This window comes from Paenibacillus sp. sgz302164 (genome assembly GCF_056120505.1).
Map to the genome: position 1 here is coordinate 44,615 of NZ_JBVYOL010000033.1, position 24,483 is coordinate 69,097.

The 24,483-nt window shown below is 48.0% G+C and carries 23 protein-coding genes; 12 read left to right on the plus strand and 11 right to left on the minus strand.

Annotated features, from left to right (window positions below; all coding sequences use genetic code 11):
- Positions 1–62: 62 nt before the first annotated feature.
- Complete coding sequence (locus tag AC0LWT_RS34105; RefSeq protein ID WP_474685991.1) at positions 63–284, minus strand: hypothetical protein; 222 nt, start codon at positions 282–284, stop codon at positions 63–65.
- A 180-nt stretch (positions 285–464) separates the two neighbouring features.
- On the opposite strand from AC0LWT_RS34105, the gene AC0LWT_RS34110 reads away from it, so the two are divergent.
- Together AC0LWT_RS34110 and AC0LWT_RS34115 are read left to right on the plus strand one after the other, a co-directional pair.
- Positions 465–1,151 (plus strand): hypothetical protein, encoded by a 687-nt coding sequence (locus AC0LWT_RS34110; RefSeq protein ID WP_474685993.1) that lies wholly within the window; start codon positions 465–467, stop codon positions 1,149–1,151.
- 1 nt (position 1,152) lies between these two features.
- Positions 1,153–2,064 (plus strand): ABC transporter ATP-binding protein, encoded by a 912-nt coding sequence (locus AC0LWT_RS34115; RefSeq protein WP_474685995.1) that lies wholly within the window; start codon positions 1,153–1,155, stop codon positions 2,062–2,064.
- Positions 2,065–3,243: 1,179 nt separating this feature from the next.
- Here AC0LWT_RS34115 and AC0LWT_RS34120 read toward each other — a convergent pair.
- The 7 genes from AC0LWT_RS34120 to AC0LWT_RS34150 all read right to left on the minus strand — a co-directional run bounded on the left by AC0LWT_RS34120 (position 3,244) and on the right by AC0LWT_RS34150 (position 13,154).
- Positions 3,244–4,365 carry a glycoside hydrolase family 88 protein gene (locus AC0LWT_RS34120; RefSeq protein ID WP_474685997.1) on the minus strand — a complete coding sequence of 374 codons (1,122 nt, stop codon included), beginning with the start codon at positions 4,363–4,365 and terminating at the stop codon, positions 3,244–3,246.
- 82 nt (positions 4,366–4,447) lie between these two features.
- Positions 4,448–6,313 carry a heparinase II/III domain-containing protein gene (locus AC0LWT_RS34125; RefSeq protein WP_474685999.1) on the minus strand — a complete coding sequence of 622 codons (1,866 nt, stop codon included), beginning with the start codon at positions 6,311–6,313 and terminating at the stop codon, positions 4,448–4,450.
- A gap of 31 nt (positions 6,314–6,344) precedes the next feature.
- The gene (locus tag AC0LWT_RS34130) at positions 6,345–7,952 is read right to left on the minus strand and encodes a response regulator transcription factor (RefSeq protein WP_474686001.1); all 1,608 of its coding nucleotides are present in this window, start codon (positions 7,950–7,952) and stop codon (positions 6,345–6,347) included.
- Complete coding sequence (locus AC0LWT_RS34135) at positions 7,930–9,771, minus strand: cache domain-containing sensor histidine kinase (protein ID WP_474686003.1); 1,842 nt, start codon at positions 9,769–9,771, stop codon at positions 7,930–7,932. Before AC0LWT_RS34135 ends, AC0LWT_RS34130 begins: the two co-directional genes overlap by 23 nt.
- A gap of 77 nt (positions 9,772–9,848) precedes the next feature.
- Positions 9,849–11,237: an ABC transporter substrate-binding protein gene (locus tag AC0LWT_RS34140; RefSeq protein WP_474686005.1), complete on the minus strand. Its 1,389-nt coding sequence runs from the start codon at positions 11,235–11,237 to the stop codon at positions 9,849–9,851.
- 108 nt (positions 11,238–11,345) lie between these two features.
- Complete coding sequence (locus AC0LWT_RS34145; protein ID WP_474686007.1) at positions 11,346–12,185, minus strand: carbohydrate ABC transporter permease; 840 nt, start codon at positions 12,183–12,185, stop codon at positions 11,346–11,348.
- Positions 12,186–12,218: 33 nt separating this feature from the next.
- A complete protein-coding gene (locus AC0LWT_RS34150) occupies positions 12,219–13,154 on the minus strand; it encodes a carbohydrate ABC transporter permease (protein WP_474686009.1) in 936 nt (311 codons plus the stop codon).
- 303 nt (positions 13,155–13,457) lie between these two features.
- Here AC0LWT_RS34150 and rlmD point away from each other — a divergent pair, with 303 nt between their 5' ends.
- Positions 13,458–15,023 carry a 23S rRNA (uracil(1939)-C(5))-methyltransferase RlmD gene (rlmD, locus tag AC0LWT_RS34155; RefSeq protein WP_474686011.1) on the plus strand — a complete coding sequence of 522 codons (1,566 nt, stop codon included), beginning with the start codon at positions 13,458–13,460 and terminating at the stop codon, positions 15,021–15,023.
- Positions 15,024–15,025: 2 nt separating this feature from the next.
- On the opposite strand, the gene AC0LWT_RS34160 is transcribed toward rlmD, so the two are convergent.
- Together AC0LWT_RS34160 and AC0LWT_RS34165 are read right to left on the minus strand one after the other, a co-directional pair.
- Positions 15,026–15,508, minus strand: a complete 483-nt coding sequence (locus AC0LWT_RS34160; protein ID WP_474686013.1) for a hypothetical protein — start codon at positions 15,506–15,508, stop codon at positions 15,026–15,028.
- Positions 15,509–15,574: 66 nt separating this feature from the next.
- On the minus strand, positions 15,575–15,913 hold the full coding sequence (locus AC0LWT_RS34165; protein ID WP_474686015.1) for a recombinase family protein: 339 nt from the start codon (positions 15,911–15,913) through the stop codon (positions 15,575–15,577).
- A gap of 169 nt (positions 15,914–16,082) precedes the next feature.
- Between AC0LWT_RS34165 and AC0LWT_RS34170 the strand changes: the two genes are divergently transcribed.
- A complete protein-coding gene (locus AC0LWT_RS34170) occupies positions 16,083–18,491 on the plus strand; it encodes an ATP-binding protein (RefSeq protein WP_474686017.1) in 2,409 nt (802 codons plus the stop codon).
- A 147-nt stretch (positions 18,492–18,638) separates the two neighbouring features.
- Positions 18,639–19,283 carry a DUF7986 domain-containing protein gene (locus AC0LWT_RS34175; RefSeq protein WP_474686019.1) on the plus strand — a complete coding sequence of 215 codons (645 nt, stop codon included), beginning with the start codon at positions 18,639–18,641 and terminating at the stop codon, positions 19,281–19,283.
- A gap of 229 nt (positions 19,284–19,512) precedes the next feature.
- Here the strand turns inward: AC0LWT_RS34175 and AC0LWT_RS34180 are convergent, their stop codons facing one another.
- On the minus strand, positions 19,513–19,878 hold the full coding sequence (locus AC0LWT_RS34180) for a hypothetical protein (protein WP_474686021.1): 366 nt from the start codon (positions 19,876–19,878) through the stop codon (positions 19,513–19,515).
- A gap of 270 nt (positions 19,879–20,148) precedes the next feature.
- On the opposite strand from AC0LWT_RS34180, the gene AC0LWT_RS34185 reads away from it, so the two are divergent.
- The 7 genes from AC0LWT_RS34185 (at position 20,149) to AC0LWT_RS34215 (ending at position 24,060) form a co-directional block, all read left to right on the plus strand.
- On the plus strand, positions 20,149–20,589 hold the full coding sequence (locus AC0LWT_RS34185; RefSeq protein ID WP_474686024.1) for a hypothetical protein: 441 nt from the start codon (positions 20,149–20,151) through the stop codon (positions 20,587–20,589).
- A 36-nt stretch (positions 20,590–20,625) separates the two neighbouring features.
- Positions 20,626–21,045, plus strand: a complete 420-nt coding sequence (locus AC0LWT_RS34190; protein WP_474686026.1) for a GNAT family N-acetyltransferase — start codon at positions 20,626–20,628, stop codon at positions 21,043–21,045.
- Positions 21,046–21,093: 48 nt separating this feature from the next.
- Entirely contained in the window at positions 21,094–21,573 is a 480-nt protein-coding gene (locus tag AC0LWT_RS34195) for a YfbM family protein (protein WP_474686028.1), read from the plus strand.
- A 123-nt stretch (positions 21,574–21,696) separates the two neighbouring features.
- Complete coding sequence (locus AC0LWT_RS34200) at positions 21,697–22,056, plus strand: VOC family protein (RefSeq protein ID WP_474686030.1); 360 nt, start codon at positions 21,697–21,699, stop codon at positions 22,054–22,056.
- A 132-nt stretch (positions 22,057–22,188) separates the two neighbouring features.
- Positions 22,189–22,518 (plus strand): hypothetical protein, encoded by a 330-nt coding sequence (locus tag AC0LWT_RS34205; protein WP_474686032.1) that lies wholly within the window; start codon positions 22,189–22,191, stop codon positions 22,516–22,518.
- Positions 22,519–22,539: 21 nt separating this feature from the next.
- Positions 22,540–23,316: an RNA ligase family protein gene (locus AC0LWT_RS34210; RefSeq protein WP_474686034.1), complete on the plus strand. Its 777-nt coding sequence runs from the start codon at positions 22,540–22,542 to the stop codon at positions 23,314–23,316.
- A 234-nt stretch (positions 23,317–23,550) separates the two neighbouring features.
- Positions 23,551–24,060 carry a helix-turn-helix domain-containing protein gene (locus tag AC0LWT_RS34215; protein ID WP_474686036.1) on the plus strand — a complete coding sequence of 170 codons (510 nt, stop codon included), beginning with the start codon at positions 23,551–23,553 and terminating at the stop codon, positions 24,058–24,060.
- The last annotated feature ends 423 nt before the right edge of the window (positions 24,061–24,483 follow it).

A 24,483-nucleotide genomic window follows, 5' to 3' on the forward strand; every position in this document is an offset into this window, starting at 1 on the left:
CCTCGTTCTTTATTCGTTAGTAGTCCTACTTATTTTACACGAAAAACGAGGAAATACAAAGGCTACAGCACCATGTCATCGTCCAGGTGAGGCGCTTCATAAGGGATGTACAGCGGCGACGCCGCTTGGATCTCTTGTTTCCAGCGTTCCGCCTGCGAATAAAGCTGTTCCTCCACTTCCCTGATTTTCATCTGCAGCATGCCGGCATCCTGGGGCTCGCCCAGCAGCGCTTTTTGCAGCGAGAGCCGTTCTTCAAACCATTGAGTCAACTGATACAGCAGCATAAGTTCCACCTTTTCACAAATAGACTGTTAGCCGCTAGTATGCCCCAAGACCGGGGGATGACATACGAAAAGGGGAAGAACAAACTGCTTTTTTTGGATAAACTTGTAGTTTTATAGATTAATATGGTATGAATTAGAAGACCGATCGTCGTTTCGGTATTACGAAATGGGAGGCTTTGAATGAAAGGTATCGTTTTCAGAGAGTATTGGGCACTTGTAAAAGGTTTTAAATCCATCCTTATTGTCTTGTTTATTTTGGGCGTTTCCCTGTGGTCGGCGCGTTTTATCGCCAGCAGTCCGATCCCTTTAAGCGAAGACGCGAACCCGGACAAAGCCGCATTAGCCGGGCTTACGCTTGTTTTGCTGCTGCTCGGGGCCATATTCGTTTATACCTTGTCACATGACATCGTAAACCGGGATATCGAGCTTCAGCGAATGAGATTGCTTATTACCAAAACGTCGCGGCGAAACGTGATCATCGGCAAATTCGCCGCGGTCTGGCTGTTCTGGGCAACCGTCACGCTCGTCGCTTTTATCGGCATTTCATTGATCACAAAAACGTTCGTTATCGCCGATCTGCTCAAATTATGGGTATTTCTTGCTTATCATGCCAGCGCTGCCGTTATGATTTCAACATGTCTGCGCAACCATACCTACACGGTCATTCTAGGCGTCCTGCTGGGAATCGCCATGCCGATTCTGGGCGTCTGGAGCGCGTTCGCGGCATCCGCTTCCGCACAAGTCGTCCGCTACATTCTGCCCTATTATCCCATGACGAGCAAACCCGAGCTTCTGATCGTGAGCGGCATTGAAATCGGGGTCATGCTGGCCGTTTCTATTCTTCTTTTTAACCGAAAGGAACTGTAAAATGGATGTTTTGAAAGTAACCGATTTGTCGAAAGCGTATAGAAGCAAAAAAGTTGTCGATAACGTCACCTTTGAATTGAAGGCCGGCGAAATATTCGGATTTCTGGGAAGAAACGGCGCAGGCAAAAGCACGACCATCAACATGCTGACAGGCATTCTGCCTCCGACTTCCGGCACTATCGAAATTCTTGGTACGCCTTACAACAGCCTGAACCGGATCAAATCGCGCATCGGCGTGCTTCCGGACAACAGCAATTACTATAACGATATGACCGCTTTGCAGCACATGGTGTTTTTTTCCAGAGTGAAGAAGACTTCGCCCGACAAAAAGGAACTGGTTCAGTTGCTGGAAAACGTCGGCTTGGGAGCGGACATCGGCAAAAAAGCAAGCCAATTCTCATTGGGCATGAAAAAGAAGCTCGGCATCGCCCAGGCTTTGATCGGCTCCCCCGAACTGGTGTTTTTGGATGAGCCGACCTCGACGCTCGACATCGAATCGTCGCTGCTCATACGGGATTTGATTGTCAAGCTGGCAGCGGGCGGAGTTACCATATTTATGACCTCGCACAACCTGGATGAAGTCGAGAAAATATGTGACCGCATCGCCATTTTGCACCAAGGGACAATTGAAAAATTGGGAACGATGAGCGAACTGCGCGAAGCGCATTCGGACGAGATCAAGCTGAAGGTAAGCTGCGGAAGCGGCAGGCCGGATTCGGTGCGGCAGTGGTTGGAAAGCCTGGGGCCAAGAGTGCAAGTGACGCAAGCCGACGAGTCGTTCGTACACCTGGTAGCCGGAGATCAAGAAGATATTCCGTATGTGGTGGAGACAGCTGTACATCACGGCGTAAAAATTTACGGCCTCGAAGTAGAACAAACTTCCCTCGAAAAAATATTCATGGACCATCATTAAGGAGCTCGCATTGCCGCCGGGGCAGACGCTCATAGGAGGGACGGGGCTGGGCTGGCTGGGCAGCCGCTCGTGATGCGGAACGGACCAATCAGCCGCTCGTGGTATGGATGGGGGCCGGGCAACCGTTCGTGATGCGGATCGGACCAATCAGCCGCTCGTGGTGTGGATGGGGGCCGGGCAACCGTTCGTGGTGCGCATCGGACCAATCAGCCGCTCGTGGTGTGGATGGGGGCCAGGCAACCGTTCGTGGTGCGCATCGGACCAATCAGCCGCTCGTAGTGTGGATGGGGGCCGGGCAACCGTTCGTGGTGCGCATCGGACCAATCAGCCGCTCGTGGTGTGGATGGGGGCCAGGCAACCGTTCGTGGTGCGCATCGGACCAATCAGCCGCTCGTAGTGTGGATGGGGGCCGGGCAACCGTTCGTGGTGCGCATCGGACCAATCAGCCGCTCGTGGTGTGGATGGGGGCCGGATAGCCCGTAAAACTGCAGCTCCCAGCACAAAAGCCTGCAAAAGTGCAGGCTTTTTCTCTGATAAAGGTTCGTTTGGAGGAAAAGCCTGCGATTGTGCAGGAATTATTGATTAAAGTGGGTCTGAGCTTAAATTTAAGTCAAAAAAACTGCAGATTTGCAGGAATTCTTCGGGGCAAGCGTTTTACGGAGAAAAAAGATGCACTTTTGCAGGCTTTTGAGCGTTGTCAGCACTTACTGCCTTGTCAGCGTTGCCAGAATTGCCAGCATTTCTAGCATTTTCAGCATTGCCTGCATTGCCAACACCTTGCCTTGATTGCCAGCGTCCCCAACCTTACCAGAGTTACCAGTCTTGCCAGCATTATCAGCATTACTTGCATTACTTGCATTACTTGCATTACCTGCATTACCTGCATTACCTGCATTACCTGCATTACCTGCATTACCAGCATTACCAGTATTACCAGTATTACCAACCTTACCTGCATTGCCAACTTTACTAGCCTTGCCAACCTTACTAGCACTACCTACATTACCAGCCCAGTCAACGCACCATTGCGAACCTTGCCAATGGCGCGCTGGCTCCTGCCGGGGCTGGCGAGTTTTTCGGCAGTCTCAAAACCCGCAAAAACTCTACGTCCCCAGGATCGGTCGACCTGCTGCAGCAATGATTTTGAGACCGTCGAATAAACGATTCCGGCTTCGCGTTTTATTCCCAGAAAATGTGCTTCGCGCCCTTCAACCTCGCCAGGCCTTCCACGAAATAGTAGTCGCCGTAGATCAGGGGCACATCGATGTTCTTCCCTTCCGGATAATGGCTCGTGCCGTGCAGGATCAAGCCCTCTTCATTCGGGTCGTTCCAAGCCCCGTAATTTTTATACAGCGATTCGAGGATGCGCGTCCCCGCTTCCCGGTACGTCTGCGATTCTGCAGCCGTCACCTTATCCGCGAGCAACAGCAAACCGCTTGCCGCGCACGCGCCTGCGGAGGAATCGCGGTACTTCGTGATCTCCGGCGGCAGCCTGAAATCCCAGTATGGCACGCGGTCTTCGGGCAGCTGGGTGATGAAGAAGTGGGCCACCCGTTTGGCCGCCGCGAGAAAAGCTTCCTTGCCGGTATGGTGATAGCACAGCGTCAAGCCGTAAATCGCCCATGCCGTACCGCGCGACCACGCCGATTCCGGCGCAAAGCCCTGGCCTCCCAGCCCCTCGATGCGCTCTCCCGTCGCAGGATCGAACCGCACGATGTGATAGACCGAGCCGTCAGGCCGGATAAAATGCTCCAGCACCGTCTCCATGTGCACCTCGGCAATATGGCGGTAGCGGGGATCGCCGCTTTCGCGCGAAGCCCAAAACAGCAGCGGCATGTTCATGCAGCAGTCGATAATGGCCAGTCCCGCATTGTCCTCGCCTTCGCTCCACGGATTCCACGCCCGGATATAGCGGCCCCGGATATTGAAGCGCGCAGCCAAAAAATTGGCCGCGATAAACGCTCTGCGCCTGGACTCCGCGGACTGCGTCAGCTTGCAGCTCGCTACGCTCGTCAACGTCCACATGAAGCCGAGATCGTGGTCAAGCCGGTAAAAGTCGTGGAACACCTGATCCAGGCTTGCTTCGCACTGCTCCGCCAAAGCGCGCAGCGATTCGTCGCCGCCATTATCGTAAAGCAGCCACAGCATCCCCGGCCAAAATCCGGCCGTCCACCAATGCGCAGGCTCCAGCGTGTAGCTTCCGCCATTGCTGGCATGCGGGAACCCGGCGCCGATCCGCCGGCTCGTGCGCAGCGTTTTTGCCATCGTCTGCTCCCATGCTTCATCCAACCAATTTACCATACTTCATCACCTGCTCCTTTTTCCGAAAAAATTCCGGCAGAGGCAAGCGCCCCTAAAGCGCCCTCCGCCCCGGTTGAAACGCTTAAATAAATTCGAAATGCAAAACAACTTTATTGATAAGCCCCGGGTCCTTGACGGCAAAATCCACCGTATACCAAGGGGTCTCAACTCCAAAATGATTGCTGTACACATGGCTCTCAATGTTCGGCGTAACCGCTGCGCGATCATAGCGGATCAAAAGCTTGCGGCGGCTCTCCCCGCCGCCCGCTATGACGATGCCGCCGTCGTCCGACGGCTGAGGCCGCGTCCGCGTCACGACGCGCTCTACGATGCTCTCCGGCGCTTCGGTAAACACGTAGGCGTCCTCGACAACGAGGCGCGGAAGCCGCCCGTTTTTGTGCCAGGCGAAGCGCCTCTTGAGCTCCTGCAGCTGCGGAACAGGGTACGCTTGCGCGATGTCGAGCTCCAGCTCGCTGATGTGTTCCCCAGCGGATACGCGAACGACCTGCGCGGCGAACTGTTTCCCCGCCGCCTGAAAGCGGCCGTTTATAATCGGAACGGAATGCCCCTGCGACCCGTTGCATGCATAGCTGTACCGCTCCGCCCCGAAATAGTCCGCCGTATATTCGCCGCTTCCCAAGTCGGAAACGAACGACTCGCCGTCGCAGGCCACGATGAACTGCCCGATATCGTTATGATTATGAGGCTCGTCGTTATGCCCGCCCTTGGCGGCAAATCCGAAGCGGCCGTCTGCGGCAACGTGCCTGGATACGAGCCACTGTGCGTTGTCCAAATAATAATCGGCGGCCTCCCACATAGCGGCGTCAGTGTTCGGGTCTGCCCACAGAAGATTGCGCAGCGCCGGCGCAAAACGGGCGCAATGATCCTCGGTATATGAGGCCCGAAGCGCTGTGGGAGCCGCAGCCATATCGGGATATATGCGCGCCAAATAATGGGTAAGCCCGATATGTACCCGGGCATGCTCAAGGGAATCCGAGAAATTCGCGGTCAAATCGTCCGTGAGATAACATTTTTGCTGAAAAAGCGCGATCCGATGCACCTTTTCGTGCTCGAACAAGTCCAGCTTGCCCTGCGTTCGCTTCTTCAGGAGATCTGCAAAATAAACGAAATAACCGAACCCATAATTCCAATAGCCCAGACCTTCCTGGCAAGCCCCGTCTTCCCCGAAGCCCCGCAGGTAACACTCCATGCTGCCTATCGCTTTGGTCACAATATCGCTCACGTCGCCTGATCGTTCCAGCAAAAGCAGCGCCGCAGCGCCGATCGAGCCTGCACAGACAGCCGCCCAGTTGTGCTCCGCCGTTTCCCAATGGTATGGCCCGTGCGCCAAATAAGGCTTGAACAGGCGATGCACGATTTCCTCCCGCATGCGGCTGCGCAGCAGCGCCGGCAGCGTCTCGCCCGCCAAGCTCAAAATCTCGCTCAAAGCGAAGCCCGTCTCGGCGGCAAACAAATCGATCTGCGTGTGCGTCTGCTTGCGCCCCCACGCCTCCTCATCCAGCGAAAAGGCAAGCTCGCCGTCCGTCTCCAGCGTCCCCTTCAGGTGGGCCGGCAGGCACCACGTATACTCGCCACAGACCGACCAGATTACGTCGTGCAGCGCTTCGCGGTACGCCTCATTCCCGGGCTCCAGAAGCGAGAGCAGGGCGAATGTGGTCAACCTTCTTCTTTTCTCAAAATAAATCTGCTCGAACTCCAGCCGCTTCCCGCTCCGCTCAAACTGCGCGAATACGGCGTAGGACGGCTCGCGGAGCGGCTCTCGGAGCAGCCTTGCCCCTTCGTCCCTGATCTCCGCCACCTGGGCTTCATAGTAAGGCGAAGCGTTAGCCTTACGCCAAAACTCCGCGCCCTCCGGGTACAAAATCCGGGAATCTGCGGGAGCCAGATCCCGCAAACCGTCCTGAATATGCTGCGATTGCAAAAGCATCGTTTCCTCCTCTTGGCCCGCCGCCGCCAATTTATCCTCTGTATTCCAGCGGCGTTACGCCTGCGTGAGTTTTAAAAATTTTAATAAAATAGCTCTGGTTATCGTAGCCGAGCATTTCGCAAATTTTGCCCACCGGATGAGCCGTCTGATCGAGCAGTTCCTTGGCTCTCTCCATTTTCATCCGGGTAATGTATTCGATGAAGTTCTCGCCCGTTTCCTTTTTGAACAACCGGCTGAAATAGCTGGGGTTCAGGAACAGATGCTCGGCAACCTCTTCCAGGCCGATCCGCTTGTCCAGATGCAGCGACACATATTTGCACGCTTCCATCACTTCCGCGCGGAGCCCGCCCCCTGCACCCTTTCCGGCCAGGGCGACGACGGCTTGCAGGTGGTCGACCAGCCACTGCTTCAGCTCGGACAAGGAATCGATGTCGACGATTTCCTTATGAAGCGTATCCGCGGAGAAAGAGGAGCGCGTAAATTGAAGCGACTGCAGCTTCAGCTTGAGATCGAGGATCAGCTTCAGCATCCAGTCCTTCACCGTTTCGGGCGCGTAGCCCCCCTGGCGCATAACGGTGATCCAGCCCTCGACCGCGCTCTGCACGTCTCCGGATTTTTTGCCGATCAGCAGCTCCCGCAGTTCCGTATTCGCCCGGTCATAATGGGCAAAAAGATCCTGCTTGAGATCGGCGGCCGGACCGGGACCCTTGCGGACAATGGCGCCGGGTTCCAAATAAAACCGCTGGGCATCGCTTTCCAGCAGCAGCCGGAGGCTCTGCTTCAGCTCCGCGGGATGCAGGCAGCTCTCGCCGAGCACGAAGCTCATCTGCAGCTTGAGCGCTCTTTTGAGCGCGGCCTGCACCGTTCTAAGGCCGGTTGTGATTTGCTCGTACATGCTGACTTTCAAATCGGGACGGTAGGCGAACAACAGAATGGATTCTTTGGCGCCGTAGCCGGCATGCACACTGTGCAGTTCCAGGCCCGACAGCACTTCCTCCAGCACATTGCCGACCGCAAAGCGCAGCGTCTGAACCGACAGGAACCGCTGCTTCGCCTGCCGGTAGCCTTCGATAAAGCCGATTGCGGCGATGCAGGCAGTCCCTTCTTCGAAGAGTCCGTAAGCGTTCGCTTCTTTTCTCCATTCGCCCGGAGACAGCAGCGGTTGATGAATAAAATTTTTGAGCCACTGTTCCTTGCGCAATTCTTTCGTTTCGTCAACGATATGTTTCAGTCTCGACTGCTGGCCGCTCAGCCGGTTCTCCAGATCGAGGCTGTCTTTGAACTGCGCAAGCAGCCGCTCCAGATCGGCCGGATTCAGGGCGTCTTTCAGCAAATATTCCTGAACGTTCATACGCATCGCCTGCTGGGCGAACTGAAACTCGCTGTGGCACGAAAGAATCGCGACCCGCACGTTCGCTTTGCGCTGCTTCAATAGCCCGATCAGCTCCAGACCGTCCATCTTCGGCATGCCGATATCGGTAATGACGATGTCCGGCATCTCCCGCTGCGCCTGTTCCCAGGCGTGAAGCCCGTTATCGTGCGCGCCGATCAGACGAAGGCCGAGCGCTTCCCAATGAATAGCTTCGGAGAGAAGCTCGATCACAGGGTAATCGTCGTCAACCAGCATCACGTTGTACATCCCCTGCCGCCTCCCTGTATGGAATAAACATCTCAATGCACGTGCCTTTCCCCAGCTCGCTGATGACTTCCAGGCGGAATTCGTCGCCAAAGGTCATCTTCATCCGCTCGTAGACGTTGGGCAGTCCGATTCCCGAAAAGCCGCCGCCCGCTCTCTCTTCGGACGAAGCGGCTGCCGCCGACACGATTTTTAATCGCAACGCCGCAAGCTGTCCCGGGCTCATCCCGGTTCCGTCGTCTCTTACGGCCAGTATCAGCCCCGCTTGCTCCTCGCGGGCTTCGATCGCAATCGTGCCCGCACTTCGGTTCAGCCCGTGAATGAGAGCATTCTCGATAACCGGCTGCAGGAAAAATCGCGGCACCTCGATCAAAAAAGCTTGCGGCGTCAGGTCAAAATGCAGCTCCAGCCGCGCCTCCTCTTTTTGGCGCATATTCATAAGACTAACATAGCTGCCGATAAGGTCAATCTCTTCATGCAAAGCAATGACATCCTTATCCGGGCTGACCGTCATCCGCAAAAGCTTGGACAGCGAGCCGATCATTTGCGCGCTTTCCTCGTCTCCCCGCCTCATCACCTTCATGCGAATGGAATTGAGCACATTGAACAGAAAGTGCGGGTTGATTTGCGCCTGCAGCATAGCCAGCTCCGCTTTGCGTTTGCGGGAATGCGTTTCGGACACTTCGTCAATCATCTCGCCTATTTTATCCAGCATCTGATCGAAGGAGTAGCCGAGCCGGCCGACTTCATCCTGCCCGCGAATGCCGGTGCGGATCGTCAGATTGCCCCGCTGCACTTTGGCGGCCACGCGCCCCAGCCGCACCAGCGGCTTCGTAAATGTGCTCAGCAAATAAAGCAGCAGCATTAATATAATAAAGAAAAATATCGATTGAAAGATCATCACTTTCGTGAAAATCGAGCTTATGTTGACAATCGCCTTCCGGTAAGGCTGCAAGGACACCAGATGCCAGTTCATCGGCGAAAGCTTCTGTTCCGTGACGATATAGTTCTCCCCCCGGATCGGCACGATGTTCGAGCTCTTCTCGTTCTCGCCGAGTCCGGAATATGCGAACGGCTGGCCGATTTGGCCCGAATCCGGATGCGAGACGATATGATTCGCACCGTCTACGATCATCAGCTCCTCGCCCCCCGCGAGACGGTTAAAAATGTCATGAAGCTGGCTTTCCATCACTGTGACGATAACATATCCTAATACTTGCTGGTTATCCTTGCGCAGCGTGCGGATCATGGAAATTTGGTACGGGCTTGTTTTCTGTTCCGTCTGAAAGACGGTCGGCGTCGGCCCCGTCCAGTACGACTGGATTCCCTGCAAATGCTCGACCTCGGGAAACCAGCTTTCTTTGCGGAAATTCAAAGGATTGTACTCCGTAAGCGAATAGCTTGTAAAATAAGTCCCGTCGGCAAGCAAAATCGTCACGTAAAAACGGTCGGTCCAATTCGACAAATTTTGCACCTGTTCCAGAATGCGGTTCGCCTCCCGAAACCTAAGGTACGTATCTTCACTCGTATTAGAAACGCCTTCATTTGGAAAAAGCTTAAAATAAGTGTTAAACTCCGTGTTCAATTGCACGTAATTGGCGATATAAATCATATTTCTGATCAAATTCGTCACTAATCCGTTGACTAACTGCAAAGACTCCTGGGAGTTGGATACCGCCTGCTTCTTCACGGCGTCCTGCGTCCAGTAATTGTAAATATACAGCGAACAGGCTGCCGGAAGCAAAATGCACAATATAGACGCCAACATCAGCTTATAACGCATGGAACGGAACGTGAACAGCTCTCGGATGCGGTTCCACATGCCTAAGCAGGCCTCCCCTCGCCAAATAGAAAAAGGGGCAGTTTCAGGCCGCCCCGTATAACTATCATTATATCAAACTATTTTTTGTTTGCGGCAATAATCTGATTGGTGCGGTCCTGGGAGTTTTTCACCGTCGTATCGATATCCTGCTTGTTGAAAATGAGCTTCTCGAACTCTTCGTTCAGCGCTTTGAACACTTCCGCCTGGTAGGACGCCGCCGGTACGAGCTGCGACGCTTTGGACGCCGACAGTGTGGCGATAAGAGACGCCTTATCGACTTTTTCCGGGTTTTTCGTGCCGCTTACGATCGTATCGATCAGCTTGCTGAGATCTTCCGACTTCACTTTGCTCCAGGCCGGAACGTTTTTGCCCTGCACGATTTGACCTTCCGTCGTGTACCAGCGCACGAACTTGTACGCTTCTTCCTTATGCTTGGAGCTTGCGGCTACGGACACGAAATCCGTCGTAACCGGCGTGTAGCCGTTCGGATCGCCTGTGCTATTTTTCGGGAACGGGGCGACGGCGATGTTGAAATTAAGCGGAACTTGCTCGGTGCCGCCGATTTCCGTATTCATCCAGCTTCCGATGACGAGCATGCTGACGTTCTGGTTAAACAGCTGTGTCCGGTAAGCCAACTTCTGCGAAATCATGTCCGCATAAGGAACGGCCGATTTGTCCTCCTTCTCCATCTTCACGCGAAGTTCCAGCGTCTTCTTGAAGTTCGGGCTGTCCAGGTTCGATGTGCCGTCCGCTTTCAAAATATCCGAATCTTTAGGCTGATTTTCCATATAAAGCTTGAGATATTCCAGCCAGCCGCCGTTTTGAGGGCCGTGGAAGTAAGTGCCGTAACGTTTTGTGGCTCCTTCGCCCTTGGTCAGCTTTTTCGCATAGTCGGCAAAATCGTCCCAGGTCCAATCCGTCGGAACCTTCAGGCCGGCCTCATCGAGGTGATTTTTGTTCAGCAGCACATACCATGGATTGAACTTACCCGGAAGCGCATACACTTTGCCGTTCAGATGCGTATCCACTTTGTACTCCTCTTCTTCCTTGAACCCGTCCTTGGCGATGTAATCGTCAAGCGGCGCCGCCATGCCGAGTGCTACGCGCTGCGCATATCCCGCCGGGTCGCTGAACATGAGAATATCCATCGTTTCTCCGGAGGCTGCGGCCAGATCGAGTTTTTTCATCGATTCCTGGGTGTCGCCTTTTTCGCTCAGCGGTACAAGCTCTATTTTCGTGCCCGGGTTTTTCTCTTCGTAAGCGGCCAGCGTCTTTTTCCAGTTGTAAGCGGCTTCCGTGCCGAACACGAACATCCGCAGATTGACCGAATCTCCCGCTTTCGCAGCCGATTGCGCCGTTCCCGCCGCAGGCGAAGCCGTGCCGCCGCCATTCGAGCTGCTGCACCCGGCCACAAGGCTTAACACAAGACCCGATGCGACAAGCCCGGTCCACAAATTCTTTTTCATAGAAACCCTCCTCGAAGTTGATTGCTCTTTTTACAATCCAAATTATATAAGGTCGCAACCCGGTTCTCATGATCGTAAATTTACTTTTTCCAAAATATTTTGACTTCTTTAGCCTTTTACCCCGCCGACGGCAATGCCTTCGATCACGCTCTTTTGGCCGATGATAAATATAAGAATGAGCGGAAATATCGCGGAAACGGTCCCCGCCATAATCAGGGAATAAAACTCCCCGCTCAGCGAAGTAAACTTGGCCATGGCGAGTTGAAGCGTGAACAGCTTGTCGCTGCGCAAAAAAATGAGCGGATTTTGGTAATCGTTCCACGTCCATATGAACCGCAAAATGGCGTAAGTCGCGACAGCAGGCTTGACAAGCGGCAAAGCGATCGCATAAAAAATGGTAAAGTGTCCGGCTCCGTCTATTTTCGCCGATTCAATATAGTCGTTATGCAAGCCCATAAAAAACTGCCGCAGCATGAACGTGCCGAGTACGCTGAAACTGCCCAGCGCGATCAAGCCGGCATGGCTGTCAAAGAGGCCGATCGCACGGTACAAAATAAACTGCGGCACCAGCACCGCTTGCGTCGGAATCATATACGTCATCAGCACGATCAGGAACAGCCACTTGCCCGCTTTAAATTGTACTTTGGAAAACCCGTAGGCCGCCAGAGCGGATACGGCGCAGGAGATGAACGTCGTTATCACGCTGACTTTGATCGAATTCCAGTAGTATAAGTAAAAAGGAATTTTGCCGAGCCATACTTCCTTATAATTTTCGATAGCGCGCCACTCGTGGGGAATCCACTGGATCGGGTATGTAAACACTTCCGATTCCAGCTTAAACGACGTGACGATCATCCAAAAAAACGGCAGCAGGAACAGGACGCTCCCCGCGAACATAATCAGCGTAATCAGCGATTTGCGGAAGCGGTAAAGCACAAGTTGATTCATGGCGGTTCTCCTTCCAGAGCGAATGCGAATCCATTAGTAGTTGACCCATTTCTTTTGTCCGATCCACTGCGCTACCGTAATCAGCAAAACGAACGCGAGCAGCATCGTCGCCATGGATGAGGCATACCCGATTTTCAGATTAACGAACGCCGTATCGTACAAATACCATACGATGAGGGACGTGGAGCCGATAGGCCCGCCCTGCGTCATAACCGCAATGATATCGAACACCTTGAAGGTCGAAATAATACCCGTCACCAGCAGGAAAAACGACGTCGGAGACAGCATCGGAAGCGTAATTTTGAAAAATTGGGTCCACCCGCTCGCTCCGTCGATATCGGCAGCCTCATACAAATCTTTCGGAATCGACTGCAAGCCTGCAATGTAAATAATCATATTAAACCCGATGGAAACCCAAACGTAAATCATCATGATCGAAATAAGCGCAAAGTTCGGGTCCGCAATCCATTTGGGCGGTTCGCTGATTCCCATCGCTTTCAAAAACTCGTTGATCGGCCCGTAAGAAGGCTGAAAAAGCACCTGCCAGACGGTAGCCACCGCTACGATACTGGAAACGTAAGGCATGAAATACGCTATTTTAAAGTAGCTTTTCAGGTAGACGTGACGATCGATCACAATTGCAAGTATTAATGAAATGATCAAGTAAGCGGGAACGGACAGCAAAAATAAGACGTTGTTCCGCACGGACCTGAGAAACATCGAGTCGTGGAACAGCTTGTCAAAATTGGCAAATCCCGTCCATTTGATGCCGTTCCAGCCGGCTACAAAGTTCCAATCGGCAAAGCTCAGAATCAGCGTCGCAATGATGGGCAGCAGCACCAGTACCGTCACGCCCAACAGCATCGGACTTACGAATAAAAATCCGGCGAGCGTCTCCCCTTTCGCCAGCGAGCGCTTCCGCTTACGAGAAGAAGACTGTACAGGCAGTGTTGCAGCTTGTTGTTCCATTTTTCTTTCACCTCGTCTAGTTAAGGAGTTGCTCTCATTATAAGAAAAAAAAAGCGCCAGCAATGACGGTATTTTGATCAAAAGCGATACTTTTTTGACATGTTCGTTGCTCCGGTTCGTACCCGCGGGGGCTGACCGACCGCCTTACAGCTCCGCAACGTGCAACATTCCCCTCCCTGCTTGTAAACAATTTCCTGCGGGTCTTGGGCTTGACAAGTATCCGCGGGGGCGGGATGTTTTTTTCCCGGTCCGAACGTGATATATTGAATGAAAACTTACTGTAACGCGAGGCGAGAACAGATCGTGAAGACATATAAAGGAAACGAACCGCGCGGGCCCAAGTCCGGCAAGCCGGATAGCCGTACGGGAGCAAGGCCGGAACCGGGTCGCGGGTCAAACTCAGGCCCGGACGCAAGCCGCGTTAACGGCAAAAAAAACGGAAATGTCACGCTCAGGAGCGGTAAAAGTACGGCTGTGGATGTGAGCAGCCGTACCTCGGCACAGGATGTGCAGATCGGCGACTTGCTCGTCGTGACGATCAAGCGGATCGGGATCAATGGCGAAGGGGTCGGCTACTTTAAGCGCAAAGCGGTTTTCGTACCGGGAGCGCTGCCGGATGAGGTCGTCAAAGCGAAGGTCGTGAGAGTCGAGCCCGGTTTTATTCAAGCTTCCCTGCAGGAACTGGAAAAACGCTCGCCCGAGCGCATCGCCCCGCCCTGCCCGGTCTATGAGGAATGCGGCGGCTGCCAGCTCCAGCATTTGAGCTATGAAGGCCAGCTGCGCGCCAAAGAGGAGATGATCCGCGAAGCTTTCGAGCGGTACACCGGCATCGGCTCGCTTCCGCTGCGCCCCATTCTCGGCATGGACGAGCCCTGGGGCTACCGCAACAAAGCGCAGCTGCAGGTCGGCCGCCAGAACGGCCGGCTCGTTACCGGACTGTACGCGGCGGGCTCGCACCGTCTCGTGGACATAACCGGCTGCTCGATTCAGCACCCGGTTATCAATCGCGTCGTAGAGACGGTCAGCCGGATTGCCGCCGAGCTGAACATCCCCGTCTACGACGAAAGAAAGCGCACCGGCGTGCTGCGCACGATTGTCGCCCGGGTTGGGCTGCAATCGCAGAAGGTGCAGGTGACGCTCATAACGGCAGTCAAAGAGCTGCCGCAGCGGGAGCAGTTGGTGCGCCGTATCCGGGAGCGGCTTTCTGAAGTATCTACAATCGCCCAAAATGTGAACACCGGCCGGAGCTCGCATATTTTCGGAGCGGAGACGTTCATTTTGTGGGGCGACGAGCATCTCGGCGAGGGCCTCGGCGAGCTGAGCTTTGTGCTCTCACCGCGCGCGTTTTTCCAGCTGAACCCGTCGCAGACGGTGAAGCTGTACGACGCGGTGAAGGAAGCTGCGGCCCTGACCGGCCGCGAGCTGGTCGTAGACGCCTATTGCGGCACCGGCACCATAGGCTTGTGGCTGGCGCCGCAGGCGGCGGAAGTGCGCGGCATCGAGCTCGTCGAAGATGCCGTCCGGGACGCGCGCCGCAACGCGCAAACCAGCGGGCTCGGCAACGCCCGCTTCTACGCCGGGCGCGCCGAGCAGCTGCTGCCGCAGTGGGTCCGGGAAGGCCTCCACCCCGACGTCGTCGTGGTGGACCCGCCCCGGACCGGCTGCGATGCGCAGCTGCTCGGCGCGCTGCTAGCCGCGAAGCCGACGCGGCTCGTGTACGTGTCCTGCAATCCTTCGACTCTGGCGAAGGATTGCAGGACCCTCCTCGAGGGCGGCTACAGCCTCGAGTGGGTGCAGCCCGTCGACATGTTCCCGCAGACGGCCCATGTGGAGTGTACAGTGTTGCTAAAATTGCGGGGGCAGGAGTAATCCTATGCCCCCAATCTGTGTGGATTCAGGAAGTTGAAATGAATTTTGATTGAGCTATCCTGATAGACTTCAATTTTGTGGATCAGTCTATGCAGAACCTGATTGAGGACTTTCTCATTATCAAAGTCCATTTGCAGAAGTTTGCTCACTTGTTTTTCAAAGGCACGGATTTGATAGTCCGTGTCTTTCTTTTTGGCAATCAATGATTCCAGTTCAATATTTCTGGCAGTCAGCTTTTCGGATTCCTCACGAATGACATCGTTTTGCTTCCGCCACTCAACTTTGGTTAAATCTCCATCATTCAGAAGGTCTAGTAGTATGCTTTGTTTCTTAGTCAATTGCGTTAACCTGTTCCCAATCAGGCGAAGCTCTGTCTTATGGTCTTTCTTGTGATGCCCCGCCTCTTTCTTTACCATCTCCATTAACTTCTTTGCATTAACAGCTTCTGAAGCTATGCTTTTTAGAGTTGATAGTACTTCAGACAATAGTCTGTCTGCCTTAATGAGATGGTGACTGCAAAAAGAACGCCCATGCTTACCGTACCGCCCATACTAATACGCTTTCCTATCGTTTTTATAATGCATTCCTGTACCACAGTCAGCACAAACAGCGATGTGAGCGAAGAGGCTTTCCTGACCATTACTCCGTTGAGTACCTTTCCGTTTCAATTTTCCCTGAACCTGTTCAAATTCATCAAGCGATATGATAGCAGGATGAGCATTCTGTACAACGGTCTGCTGGCCTGTATCAAGTTTCTTCCGAAGTTTTGTTCGGATACTGACAACCTCGCTTCGGTTCTGAACCATATTACCCGTGTACATGGGATTGGTTAGGATAATCTTTACTGTACTTTGCTGCCATAGCTTCCCCGCATTCTTCGCACCCGCCACCTTTCTTGGAGAAAAATTGAAATATCGGCAAGGAGTTTCTTTGTAAGAGCAGGTGACTTATAATGGAAACTAACTAAAATCGGTTATATACTCAAAGACCACTCAACACTTGTTTTATCGGCTGCTTGTTGAGAAAGGACTTGGGTATTTTGGAAACGGGGGGCAGTAGGTGAGTGGTGTTGATAATTTGCAGGGGATAGATTATCAGGTATCTTATTCGGTTTTTAGATTATTAAAATTGATACAAAATGAGCTTAACAATGTGGACAGTATTAAATTTGAAAGTTTGACCGAAGAGGAAGAGGATTTAAATATTTTTAGATGTGACGGGACAAAAGAGTATATACAAATTAAGAAAAAAGTAGAGGGATATCATTGGAAACCAAGTGAAATGAAAGCTATTTTCGAAAAATTTCAAGAAAAAAATGATTCGGATGTTCATTTTACGTTTGTTACAAATGGAGGAGGCAATATAACTGTTGCGGAACTAAAAAGATGCCTTTTAGCGGGACGTGACCCATTAGATGAATTACTAATTAACTTCACTAGCCCAAAACTAAATATGGATAATTTAAAATCAATTTTGAAAAAAACTACTTTATTGACTTTAGAATTCACCTCAAATGACGAGAACGATCCAGCATCAGTTGTTAATAAAAACATAAGGGATCTATTGTTATCAACAACATTTCTATTATCCGATCCCGTTGAAAAGATATTTAATTCCCTATGGAAATATGTCTTTGACTTATCTAAAATGACAAAAATGATAAAAATGCCAGATATTATTACTGAATTAAAAGATATAGGATTAAGTATAGCTAACAAGGTATGGTTTGATTTACCTGATCTCAAGGACTTTAAAGGAAGAAAAAATGAAATTCTAGATATTAAGAGTGCATTATTGGAAAACAATCGAGTTTTTGTTAAAGGGATCAGCGGTACTGGTAAGACAATGACGCTTGCTAAATTAGCTCAGGAAATAAGTAGTGATGGCAAGAAAGTTCTTTGGTTAGAGTTTAATAGCATCATGTCAAGTCAAGATGTTTTGCTTAACATAGCTTCATTCTTTAATGATATTGGCTACTCAAGTCATGCACGGGCATTGTTAAAGTCTGAAATAAGAGATATTGTTTCTCGTATTCTTAATGTTTTAACGAAAAACGAAATTTATCTAATTTTTGATAGCCTTGATAAGGCTAGTATTGATGTAATCACTTTGCTTGGGAAAATATTTAGGGAATCTGTTTATTATCAACTAACTGGTGGTATTATTCTCTCTTCTGTAGGTTCTATAGGATGTTATTCACAAATCGATGTCTTAACTAAGAAAGTGATTGAATATCATTTGTTTGGTTTCTCTTTAGAGGATACAGTATTATTTTTTGAAGAAGATAACATAAAAATCAGTATTGAAGATACAATTGATTTTCACAAAGCAGTTGGCGGTCATCCTATTTCTTTCGTGTTCTTCAAACAATTAATTTCAAGTGGCTCATTAAGTTCCGAAGATGATGATCTATTAAAAGAATTAAGCATCGATACCGCAAGAAAATGGTTATTTGAAAAAGTTTTTTCTACTCTGAAACAAGAAGAAAAAGATGTAGTTCTTAATGTCTCGCTATTTAATTATCCGTTCAATGAAAAAGAAGCGGAACAAGTTATAAGAGCAACATGCAAGCCCAAATATCTTTTTGATAGTTTAATTAATAAGAATATAATTTTATCTAGTAGAAACTCATATCACGTACATGACTCTATCCGTGCCTTACTTTATGATATGTTGGCTACAGAAATAAAAATAAATTTACATAACAAGATAGCGAAATATTACAGGGAAATTATGGAGCATGCATATGGAGAGTCAAATGAGGTGTTATATGAGGACATTTTTAAATGGGGATACCATCTAGAGCAACTAAAAGAAGGAGAGAATTTATCTAAAATTTGTGTTGAATTATTACAGCTTGATGAAGATGATTTAGATGCTTTATGGGCTATAGAAAGGTTTGGATTTCCTTTCTCATTCTCAGATCCAGATTTAGAACTGGCAAATTCTAGTGTTGGTTTTTTACTAGAAAAAGGACTAATAAAGAAAAACTTTGACGATATAAAAAGATACTTTCATACAATGAAAGAATATGTTTTGGAAGGATTCGATTTTTATGATTCTTGTTTTTTGCATCATCTTTGTATTACACGAGGAATTTCTAATCACCTAGGATATATTGAAATATTCGAACCGAATTATTCATTTGACATTCAAGGTATAATATGTGCATGGGAACATTGTATCGAATATATGCCTCTCCCACCAATTACAAAAGCGAAGCGTGAAGAGAGGATAAAATTTCTTCAAGATCAATTTGATAAAAATGCATACGATGACAAACCATCTGAAATTAGAGAACGTTTGTGGAAAGAATTACAGGAAGGAGTGCCAGAAGACGCTCCTGAATATCCTGACTTAGAATTAGAGGCAGCCAAATGTCCCATTTTTGGTCATTGCTGTCCAGACGGAAAAGAACAAGCATCGTATTGTAGGGAATTAGAGAATGATGAAGTCGAAGATTTGTAAATTTAATAAGAATGTCTCCAACTTAAAGAAGTGGAGACATTCTTATGTAGTGGGAGCCATCGTATATCTTGTACACACTGTCTACTCTACACATGTGGAGTGCGTGGTAAGGATATATCGGGAAGACAATTAATTGGAGGGGAATTTATGGCTTACATAGATCAGTACAAACAATATAGACAAGTACAAGTAGAACTTCATACAAAAATAATGAATGCTTACGTCCATGAAGCCGAACTCAAGCAATCTGCTCGTATTTTGGGTATACTTAATAATCAGAATCAGGTGGTCATAGAGTCTGATGCGGAGAAAGATGCGCTCTGTGACTTTAATGTTTATGAAAAGATCCGGGATGGAAAGAACGCCGTATCCTTGTTTGCAGGGACCTATTCCTCGAAAAATGAAGTGGAAAATCAACTGCTGTCAGCAATGCTGCAATCAGAGGCATCCTTGTATGAGATCATATATATCGATAAGAAGGAAGGAATGCTCATGGTGAACGATGTCTTAAGTGGCCAGAGCAAACCTTCTAAGCTTATCGATCTTGGTTTAAGCGATAGTGTAAAGAACAATACCTTGATCTTTACCCGACTACTCCATTTTGAGGAGTTTAGTATCACATCGGGCTTAGGTTTTGTTTTTTCTGTTGATCATAAGGATTATCTTCTGACCCGAAGTCGGAAAATGCTCAAGAAAATTAAAAGCGCGGATACCTCGGCAGCCAACTTTATCGCATTTTTTCATTTGAACCGCTCTGATGGAAAACCGACATTGTTTGAGAAAGTACAATGAAGACCGATTTATGGTGATATGGAGAGGAATGAGTATGCTGACTCCTGCACAAATCAAACGTAAGTTAACAGGGTGCTCAAATGCCAGAGGATGTGTGTCAAAAATACATCAGTAATGTTTGGTGCGGAAAATGCGCGGGCACAACGACGATCAAAGATTTCAAAGAATGCGCGGCAGGATGTACTGGAACAATTTGACGATAACCTATTCCATGCGCTGGTTGAGAAGATCACCCTTCTCTCGCCAGCGCATTTTGTTTTTCCCCTGAAGAGATGGAGGAAATCATCGAGTAGCCTACAGTCTCAAGTAACTGATTGCGACAGATGGCATGGATCGATTCCATGCTTGTTAAAATTCCAAACGATTCTTGTTCAAATAAAAATTTATTTCCTTCATTCATCCCCATGCCATCCTTAACCCCTCTCAAATAAAGCCATTCCTTTTCAGCCGATTGCTGATATTGAATAGCCTCCTCCCATTCCAGCACTATCACTACAGCAGATTTATCTACTTGGCTTTTCAAATCCGAAATCAATTTTGATGACTTTTCGATTAATGGAGCTATGTGCTCCTGCTGCTCTAAAATGAGCGACACGTCATCAAACCTCTAACGCAAACCTTTAACAATCCATCCCGGCCAATCCTCCAAAGTGCCTCCCCCTTTCCTTCTTCGAGTGTGTGTATGTTAACTCTGATGGGAAGGGATGGCAAGTTCATTTTAATAAACAATTCCTCATTCATTCTTCAGACATATGGTATAATTTTACTACTTGTGTGAGTGTCGTTTTATGTGGTTACGTTTATAATTCATGAGTAATGATGATTCCAAACGAAAAAATGATTTTATGCAAAGGGATTTACTCTTATGACCAATTCAAGATTTAGAGATTCTGGGGAAAGAATTTATGACTTTTTATTCAAACATAACATTCTCATGGAGTGTCCCCATTGCATGAAATGTGCTAGTGGGATTAGAAGAAATGATGGGGAATTTGGTTATACAATGCAATGCAAGCGCTGTGGCGTTTTGACTAGTCCTTTAGTCGGTACATGGGGAAAAGGAACTTTTATGGGGCTCAAACTATGGCTAAGGATTAATTGCTGTGGCAATTTACTTTGGGCTTATAACAAAGCACACTTAGATTTTTTGGATGAATATATCAGTTCTACTTTACGAGAAAGAATCCCTAATAAGAATCAGAGTCTAGCAAGCAGACTTCCCGATTGGATTAAGAATAGAAAAAATCGCGATGATCTTTCAAAAGGGATTGCGAAATTAAGAATTATGCTTGAAAAGTGCAATTAAAAGCACGACTTTATCCTAAGGGAGAAGGAATAATGGATGATTATTGAAATGGCAACGTCCAAGGATTTAGATAAGGTTTGTAGTATTGATTTTATCGTCATTGGGGATCGAAGTCGGACAGAGTACCTTGCGAAGTCAATCGAAAATAAAACATGTCTTATTGCGTCAATTAATGAAAATAGAGCAGGGTTTGCAATATTTGATACTTCGTTTTTTGGCCATTACTTTATTTCATTAGTAATTGTAAACCCAGAATACAGAAGACGGGGAGTCGCAAAAAGCCTTATAGAATACATAGAAAATATTTGTCCAACAGAGAAATTATTCACATCGACTAATGAATCAAATAAGGTAATGCAGTTGGTCTGCGAATCGCTTGGATATGTAAAAAGTGGCATTATTGAGAACCTTGATGAAGGTGACCCAGAAATAATTTACTTCAAACGCCTGCGATAAGGCTTATAAAAGAGCAATTTAAAACAGGTTTCAAGGAGGAAAAGGACAATGTCTATGATAGGAAATTTCAAACAAGTATCATCTAAGTTTTTGGAGGAAATAAAAAAAGACCTTTCGATATTAGAATCAATAGTTTATTCAGCTGAAAAGGATAATAATGAATTAAATATCGATAAGGCTTGGCATGGAATACATTATTTGCTTACTGGTACTGCTTGGGAGGGTAAACCTCCATTAGCTAATGCAATAATGGGGGGAACTGAAATTGGTGAAGATTTGGGATATGGAGCAGTTCGTTATTTAATACCTGATGAAGTGAGAGAAGTAACAGAAGCCTTATTGAAGATTTCAGATGAGGATTTGAAAAATAGATTTAAGCCAGAGGAAATGAATAAACTAGAGATTTATCCACCAATTGACTGGGTAGAGGAAGAATTCGGTTATTTATTAGGTTATTTTGAAGAACTTGTAGCTTATTATAATGACGCTTGTGATAAAGGAAATGTAATGCTCATTTATATAACTTGATTCTTTTACATAAAACATGGAATTTATAGTATGTAAACCCTGATTAACTGGATGAATTTGGTATAGTATATAGAACATAAGTTCCTATTAGTATTTTCCTTAATTTGAAAGGTGATGATATTAATGTGGAAGAAAATTGAATGCGTAGCAATTTATACAGAGAGCATTGAAAAGTCAATAGAGTTCTACCAATCGTTAGGTTTAATAAAGACTTGGGAGACATTCTCAGATGAAGGAAAGAGTTACAAACTTATTGGTATGAGGTATCCTGACGGAAATTCTGAGTTGGTTCTAAAGAATGACCCGAATCGTAAATTTGCTGAAACAGAGGTTATGGTTGATGATGTTCTTGTGACCTATGAATCACTAAAATCAAATCCAGAAGTGCAATGGATTCGCACCCCATTCCGTAACCCTGTTGGGGGACACGTAGCTGTAATGCAAGCACCAGACGGGAATGTATTCGTATTAGTTGGGAAATAAAATCAGCACAAACGGAGGTAGCTAAATCCAATAAAAGAGAAGTTTCATTAATCGAAGACTCTTTCTGGGCCTACTGTAGGAGTCATGAGAATTGCTTGCATTCGTTCAAGCAAAACAATGCAGGAGGACTTTATGAATAATAAAAATATAATATTTTACGGCTGCTGCTGTGGGGGATATCAACAATATATCTATGGTGATTCATTTAAATTGAAGGGTTTCAAAAATAACTTTTCAAATTGGGGAATAGTACATAAACCCATTTATTCATTGGCCTATGTTTTTTTTAATGCTTCAGTATATAGTATTTTTGATCTGAAAAGCCGCAAGTTCCCCCGATTTTGGAAATATTTTAAATTAACTTATCATTTTGAGATACCAGTTACTTGGCTTGACGATCCAATCAATATGAACATGATATTAATTTATAAAGCAAAGCATGAAAAGGTATTGAAAAGATAATTATAAGGGAGATGACATTAGATGGATTTGAAAAAAATTAACTCTTTAACTAAGTATCCAAGTATCCTTACATACCATCAATTGGGTGATAGAGGACGTTTAATGGACGGATTATCTGAGTCAAGAGGCTTTACTGATATAGACGATGTATATGTCTATGAAAAAGTCGATGGTGAGAATTCAAGAATTATTCTATTAAAAGATAAATACAATGAGATCGATTATCTAATTGGTTCCAGAGAAGAATTGTTGTTTGCAAAAGGAGATAGAGTTGGTAATCCTTATGGAAATATCGCAGAATTCTTAAAGCCACTTGCTGAGAAGATTATTTCAGATGTGTTCCTAAATGATGATTGGGCTTTAATTGTAATTTATCAGGAATCATACGGTGGTAAGACGAAAGCAGCAAAGAACTATACAGACAATAAAACTCAAGGATATCGAGTATTCGATGTGTTCTCTTTAACTCAAGATGAATTAAATAAGATTCTTGAGTTACCTCTAGATAAGATTGCGGAGTGGCGTGATCATGGCAACCAACCTTTTTACGATGAGAATGAAAAAAAGAGGTTTGTTGAGAGTCTAGACTTGGAATTTGCTCCACTTGTTGAGAATATTAAGGGTTCAGATTTCCCTATCTCTCTAGAAAGTACAATTTCATTTTTAAAGAAGTTTGAGAACACAAAAGTTGGAATCGATGCGAGTGGAAAGTCCGAAGGAATTATCGTACGCACTTTTGATCGTAAACAAATAAGGAAGATCCGTTTTGAGGATTATGAAAGAACGTTTAGAAAATAATGCCAATTAGACAACAATATTATTACTCTGACGTGAGAGTCGGAGGCATACAACTTTTAAGTCAGCAATCACTTAAATTGGAGGTTCGAGATGAGAAACGAAGAATATTGTCCTGAATGTGGAGGAACTAACTTTGGGAAAGGCAAGTCGCACGGCAGTCTAGTACAGCATCAGATTTAAAATAGTCAATATGTGGAAATTATGATATAGTCGAAGAAAAAAGAGGAATCGACTATGAAAAAACGAGAGTATGCCGTCCAATTAACTCCTGATGAACAAAAGAAGCTGCATGGCATCTGCTCCAAAGGAAAGGCAACCGCCCGTTCGATCAGACGTGCGCAAATCCTGCTCGGAGCGGACGAAAATCGCCCGGAGGGCAAACTTACGGATACCGAAATTGCCAAACAGCTCCACATTCACACCAACACCGTCCACCTGGTTCGTAAGGCCTTTGCGCAGCGAGGGTTGCAAGCCTCCCTGGAAAGAAAGAAGCGGACCACTCCTCCCAATCCGCCGAAGGTGACCGGGGAATTGGAAGCGAAGATCATTGCCTTGTGTTGCAGTGAACCCCCTGCGGGAAGGAGTCGTTGGACGCTGCGTTTGCTTGCTGATCGAGCGGTCGAACTACAGTATATCGATAGCATCTCTTACGACACGGTAGATCGTATTCTAAAAAAAGCGAACTTAAGCCTCACCTCAAGAAATGTTGGTGCATCCCGCCCGAGCAAAACGCGGCGTTCGTAGCGGCGATGGAAGATGTGCTGGACGTGTATCATGAACCCTACGATGCCAATTGCCCCGTCATTTGCATGGACGAAAAACCATTTCAACTTCTCGATGAAGTCCGGGAGCCGATTCCCATGAAACCTGCCAAACCACTCAGGGAAGACAGCGAATACGAGCGAAACGGGACATGCAGCATTTTCATCTTNCTACGATGCCAATTGCCCCGTCATTTGCATGGACGAAAAACCATTTCAACTTCTCGATGAAGTCCGGGAGCCGATTCCCATGAAACCTGCCAAACCACTCAGGGAAGACAGCGAATACGAGCGAAACGGGACATGCAGCATTTTCATCTTTACGGAGCCGTTAGCGGGCTGGCGGCATGTAGAGGTACGGAAGCAACGAGCCCGAATCGACTGGGCGGAGCAGGTTCGAGAGTTG

What these genes read in the sequence shown, in the direction of transcription:
- AC0LWT_RS34115 (WP_474685995.1), top strand. Translation starts at nt 1,153, where the DNA reads ATGGATGTTTTGAAAGTAACCGATTTGTCGAAAGCGTATAGAAGCAAA.
- AC0LWT_RS34205 (WP_474686032.1), top strand. Translation starts at nt 22,189, where the DNA reads ATGAATAATAAAAATATAATATTTTACGGCTGCTGCTGTGGGGGATAT.
- AC0LWT_RS34140 (WP_474686005.1), bottom strand. Translation starts at nt 11,237, where the DNA reads ATGAAAAAGAATTTGTGGACCGGGCTTGTCGCATCGGGTCTTGTGTTA.
- AC0LWT_RS34185 (WP_474686024.1), top strand. Translation starts at nt 20,149, where the DNA reads ATGACCAATTCAAGATTTAGAGATTCTGGGGAAAGAATTTATGACTTT.
- AC0LWT_RS34175 (WP_474686019.1), top strand. Translation starts at nt 18,639, where the DNA reads ATGGCTTACATAGATCAGTACAAACAATATAGACAAGTACAAGTAGAA.
- AC0LWT_RS34120 (WP_474685997.1), bottom strand. Translation starts at nt 4,365, where the DNA reads ATGGTAAATTGGTTGGATGAAGCATGGGAGCAGACGATGGCAAAAACG.
- AC0LWT_RS34210 (WP_474686034.1), top strand. Translation starts at nt 22,540, where the DNA reads ATGGATTTGAAAAAAATTAACTCTTTAACTAAGTATCCAAGTATCCTT.
- AC0LWT_RS34130 (WP_474686001.1), bottom strand. Translation starts at nt 7,952, where the DNA reads ATGTACAACGTGATGCTGGTTGACGACGATTACCCTGTGATCGAGCTT.
- AC0LWT_RS34190 (WP_474686026.1), top strand. Translation starts at nt 20,626, where the DNA reads ATGATTATTGAAATGGCAACGTCCAAGGATTTAGATAAGGTTTGTAGT.
- AC0LWT_RS34105 (WP_474685991.1), bottom strand. Translation starts at nt 284, where the DNA reads ATGCTGCTGTATCAGTTGACTCAATGGTTTGAAGAACGGCTCTCGCTG.
- AC0LWT_RS34200 (WP_474686030.1), top strand. Translation starts at nt 21,697, where the DNA reads ATGTGGAAGAAAATTGAATGCGTAGCAATTTATACAGAGAGCATTGAA.
- AC0LWT_RS34145 (WP_474686007.1), bottom strand. Translation starts at nt 12,185, where the DNA reads ATGAATCAACTTGTGCTTTACCGCTTCCGCAAATCGCTGATTACGCTG.
- AC0LWT_RS34150 (WP_474686009.1), bottom strand. Translation starts at nt 13,154, where the DNA reads ATGGAACAACAAGCTGCAACACTGCCTGTACAGTCTTCTTCTCGTAAG.
- AC0LWT_RS34135 (WP_474686003.1), bottom strand. Translation starts at nt 9,771, where the DNA reads ATGTGGAACCGCATCCGAGAGCTGTTCACGTTCCGTTCCATGCGTTAT.
- AC0LWT_RS34125 (WP_474685999.1), bottom strand. Translation starts at nt 6,313, where the DNA reads ATGCTTTTGCAATCGCAGCATATTCAGGACGGTTTGCGGGATCTGGCT.
- AC0LWT_RS34195 (WP_474686028.1), top strand. Translation starts at nt 21,094, where the DNA reads ATGTCTATGATAGGAAATTTCAAACAAGTATCATCTAAGTTTTTGGAG.
- AC0LWT_RS34215 (WP_474686036.1), top strand. Translation starts at nt 23,551, where the DNA reads ATGAAAAAACGAGAGTATGCCGTCCAATTAACTCCTGATGAACAAAAG.
- AC0LWT_RS34110 (WP_474685993.1), top strand. Translation starts at nt 465, where the DNA reads ATGAAAGGTATCGTTTTCAGAGAGTATTGGGCACTTGTAAAAGGTTTT.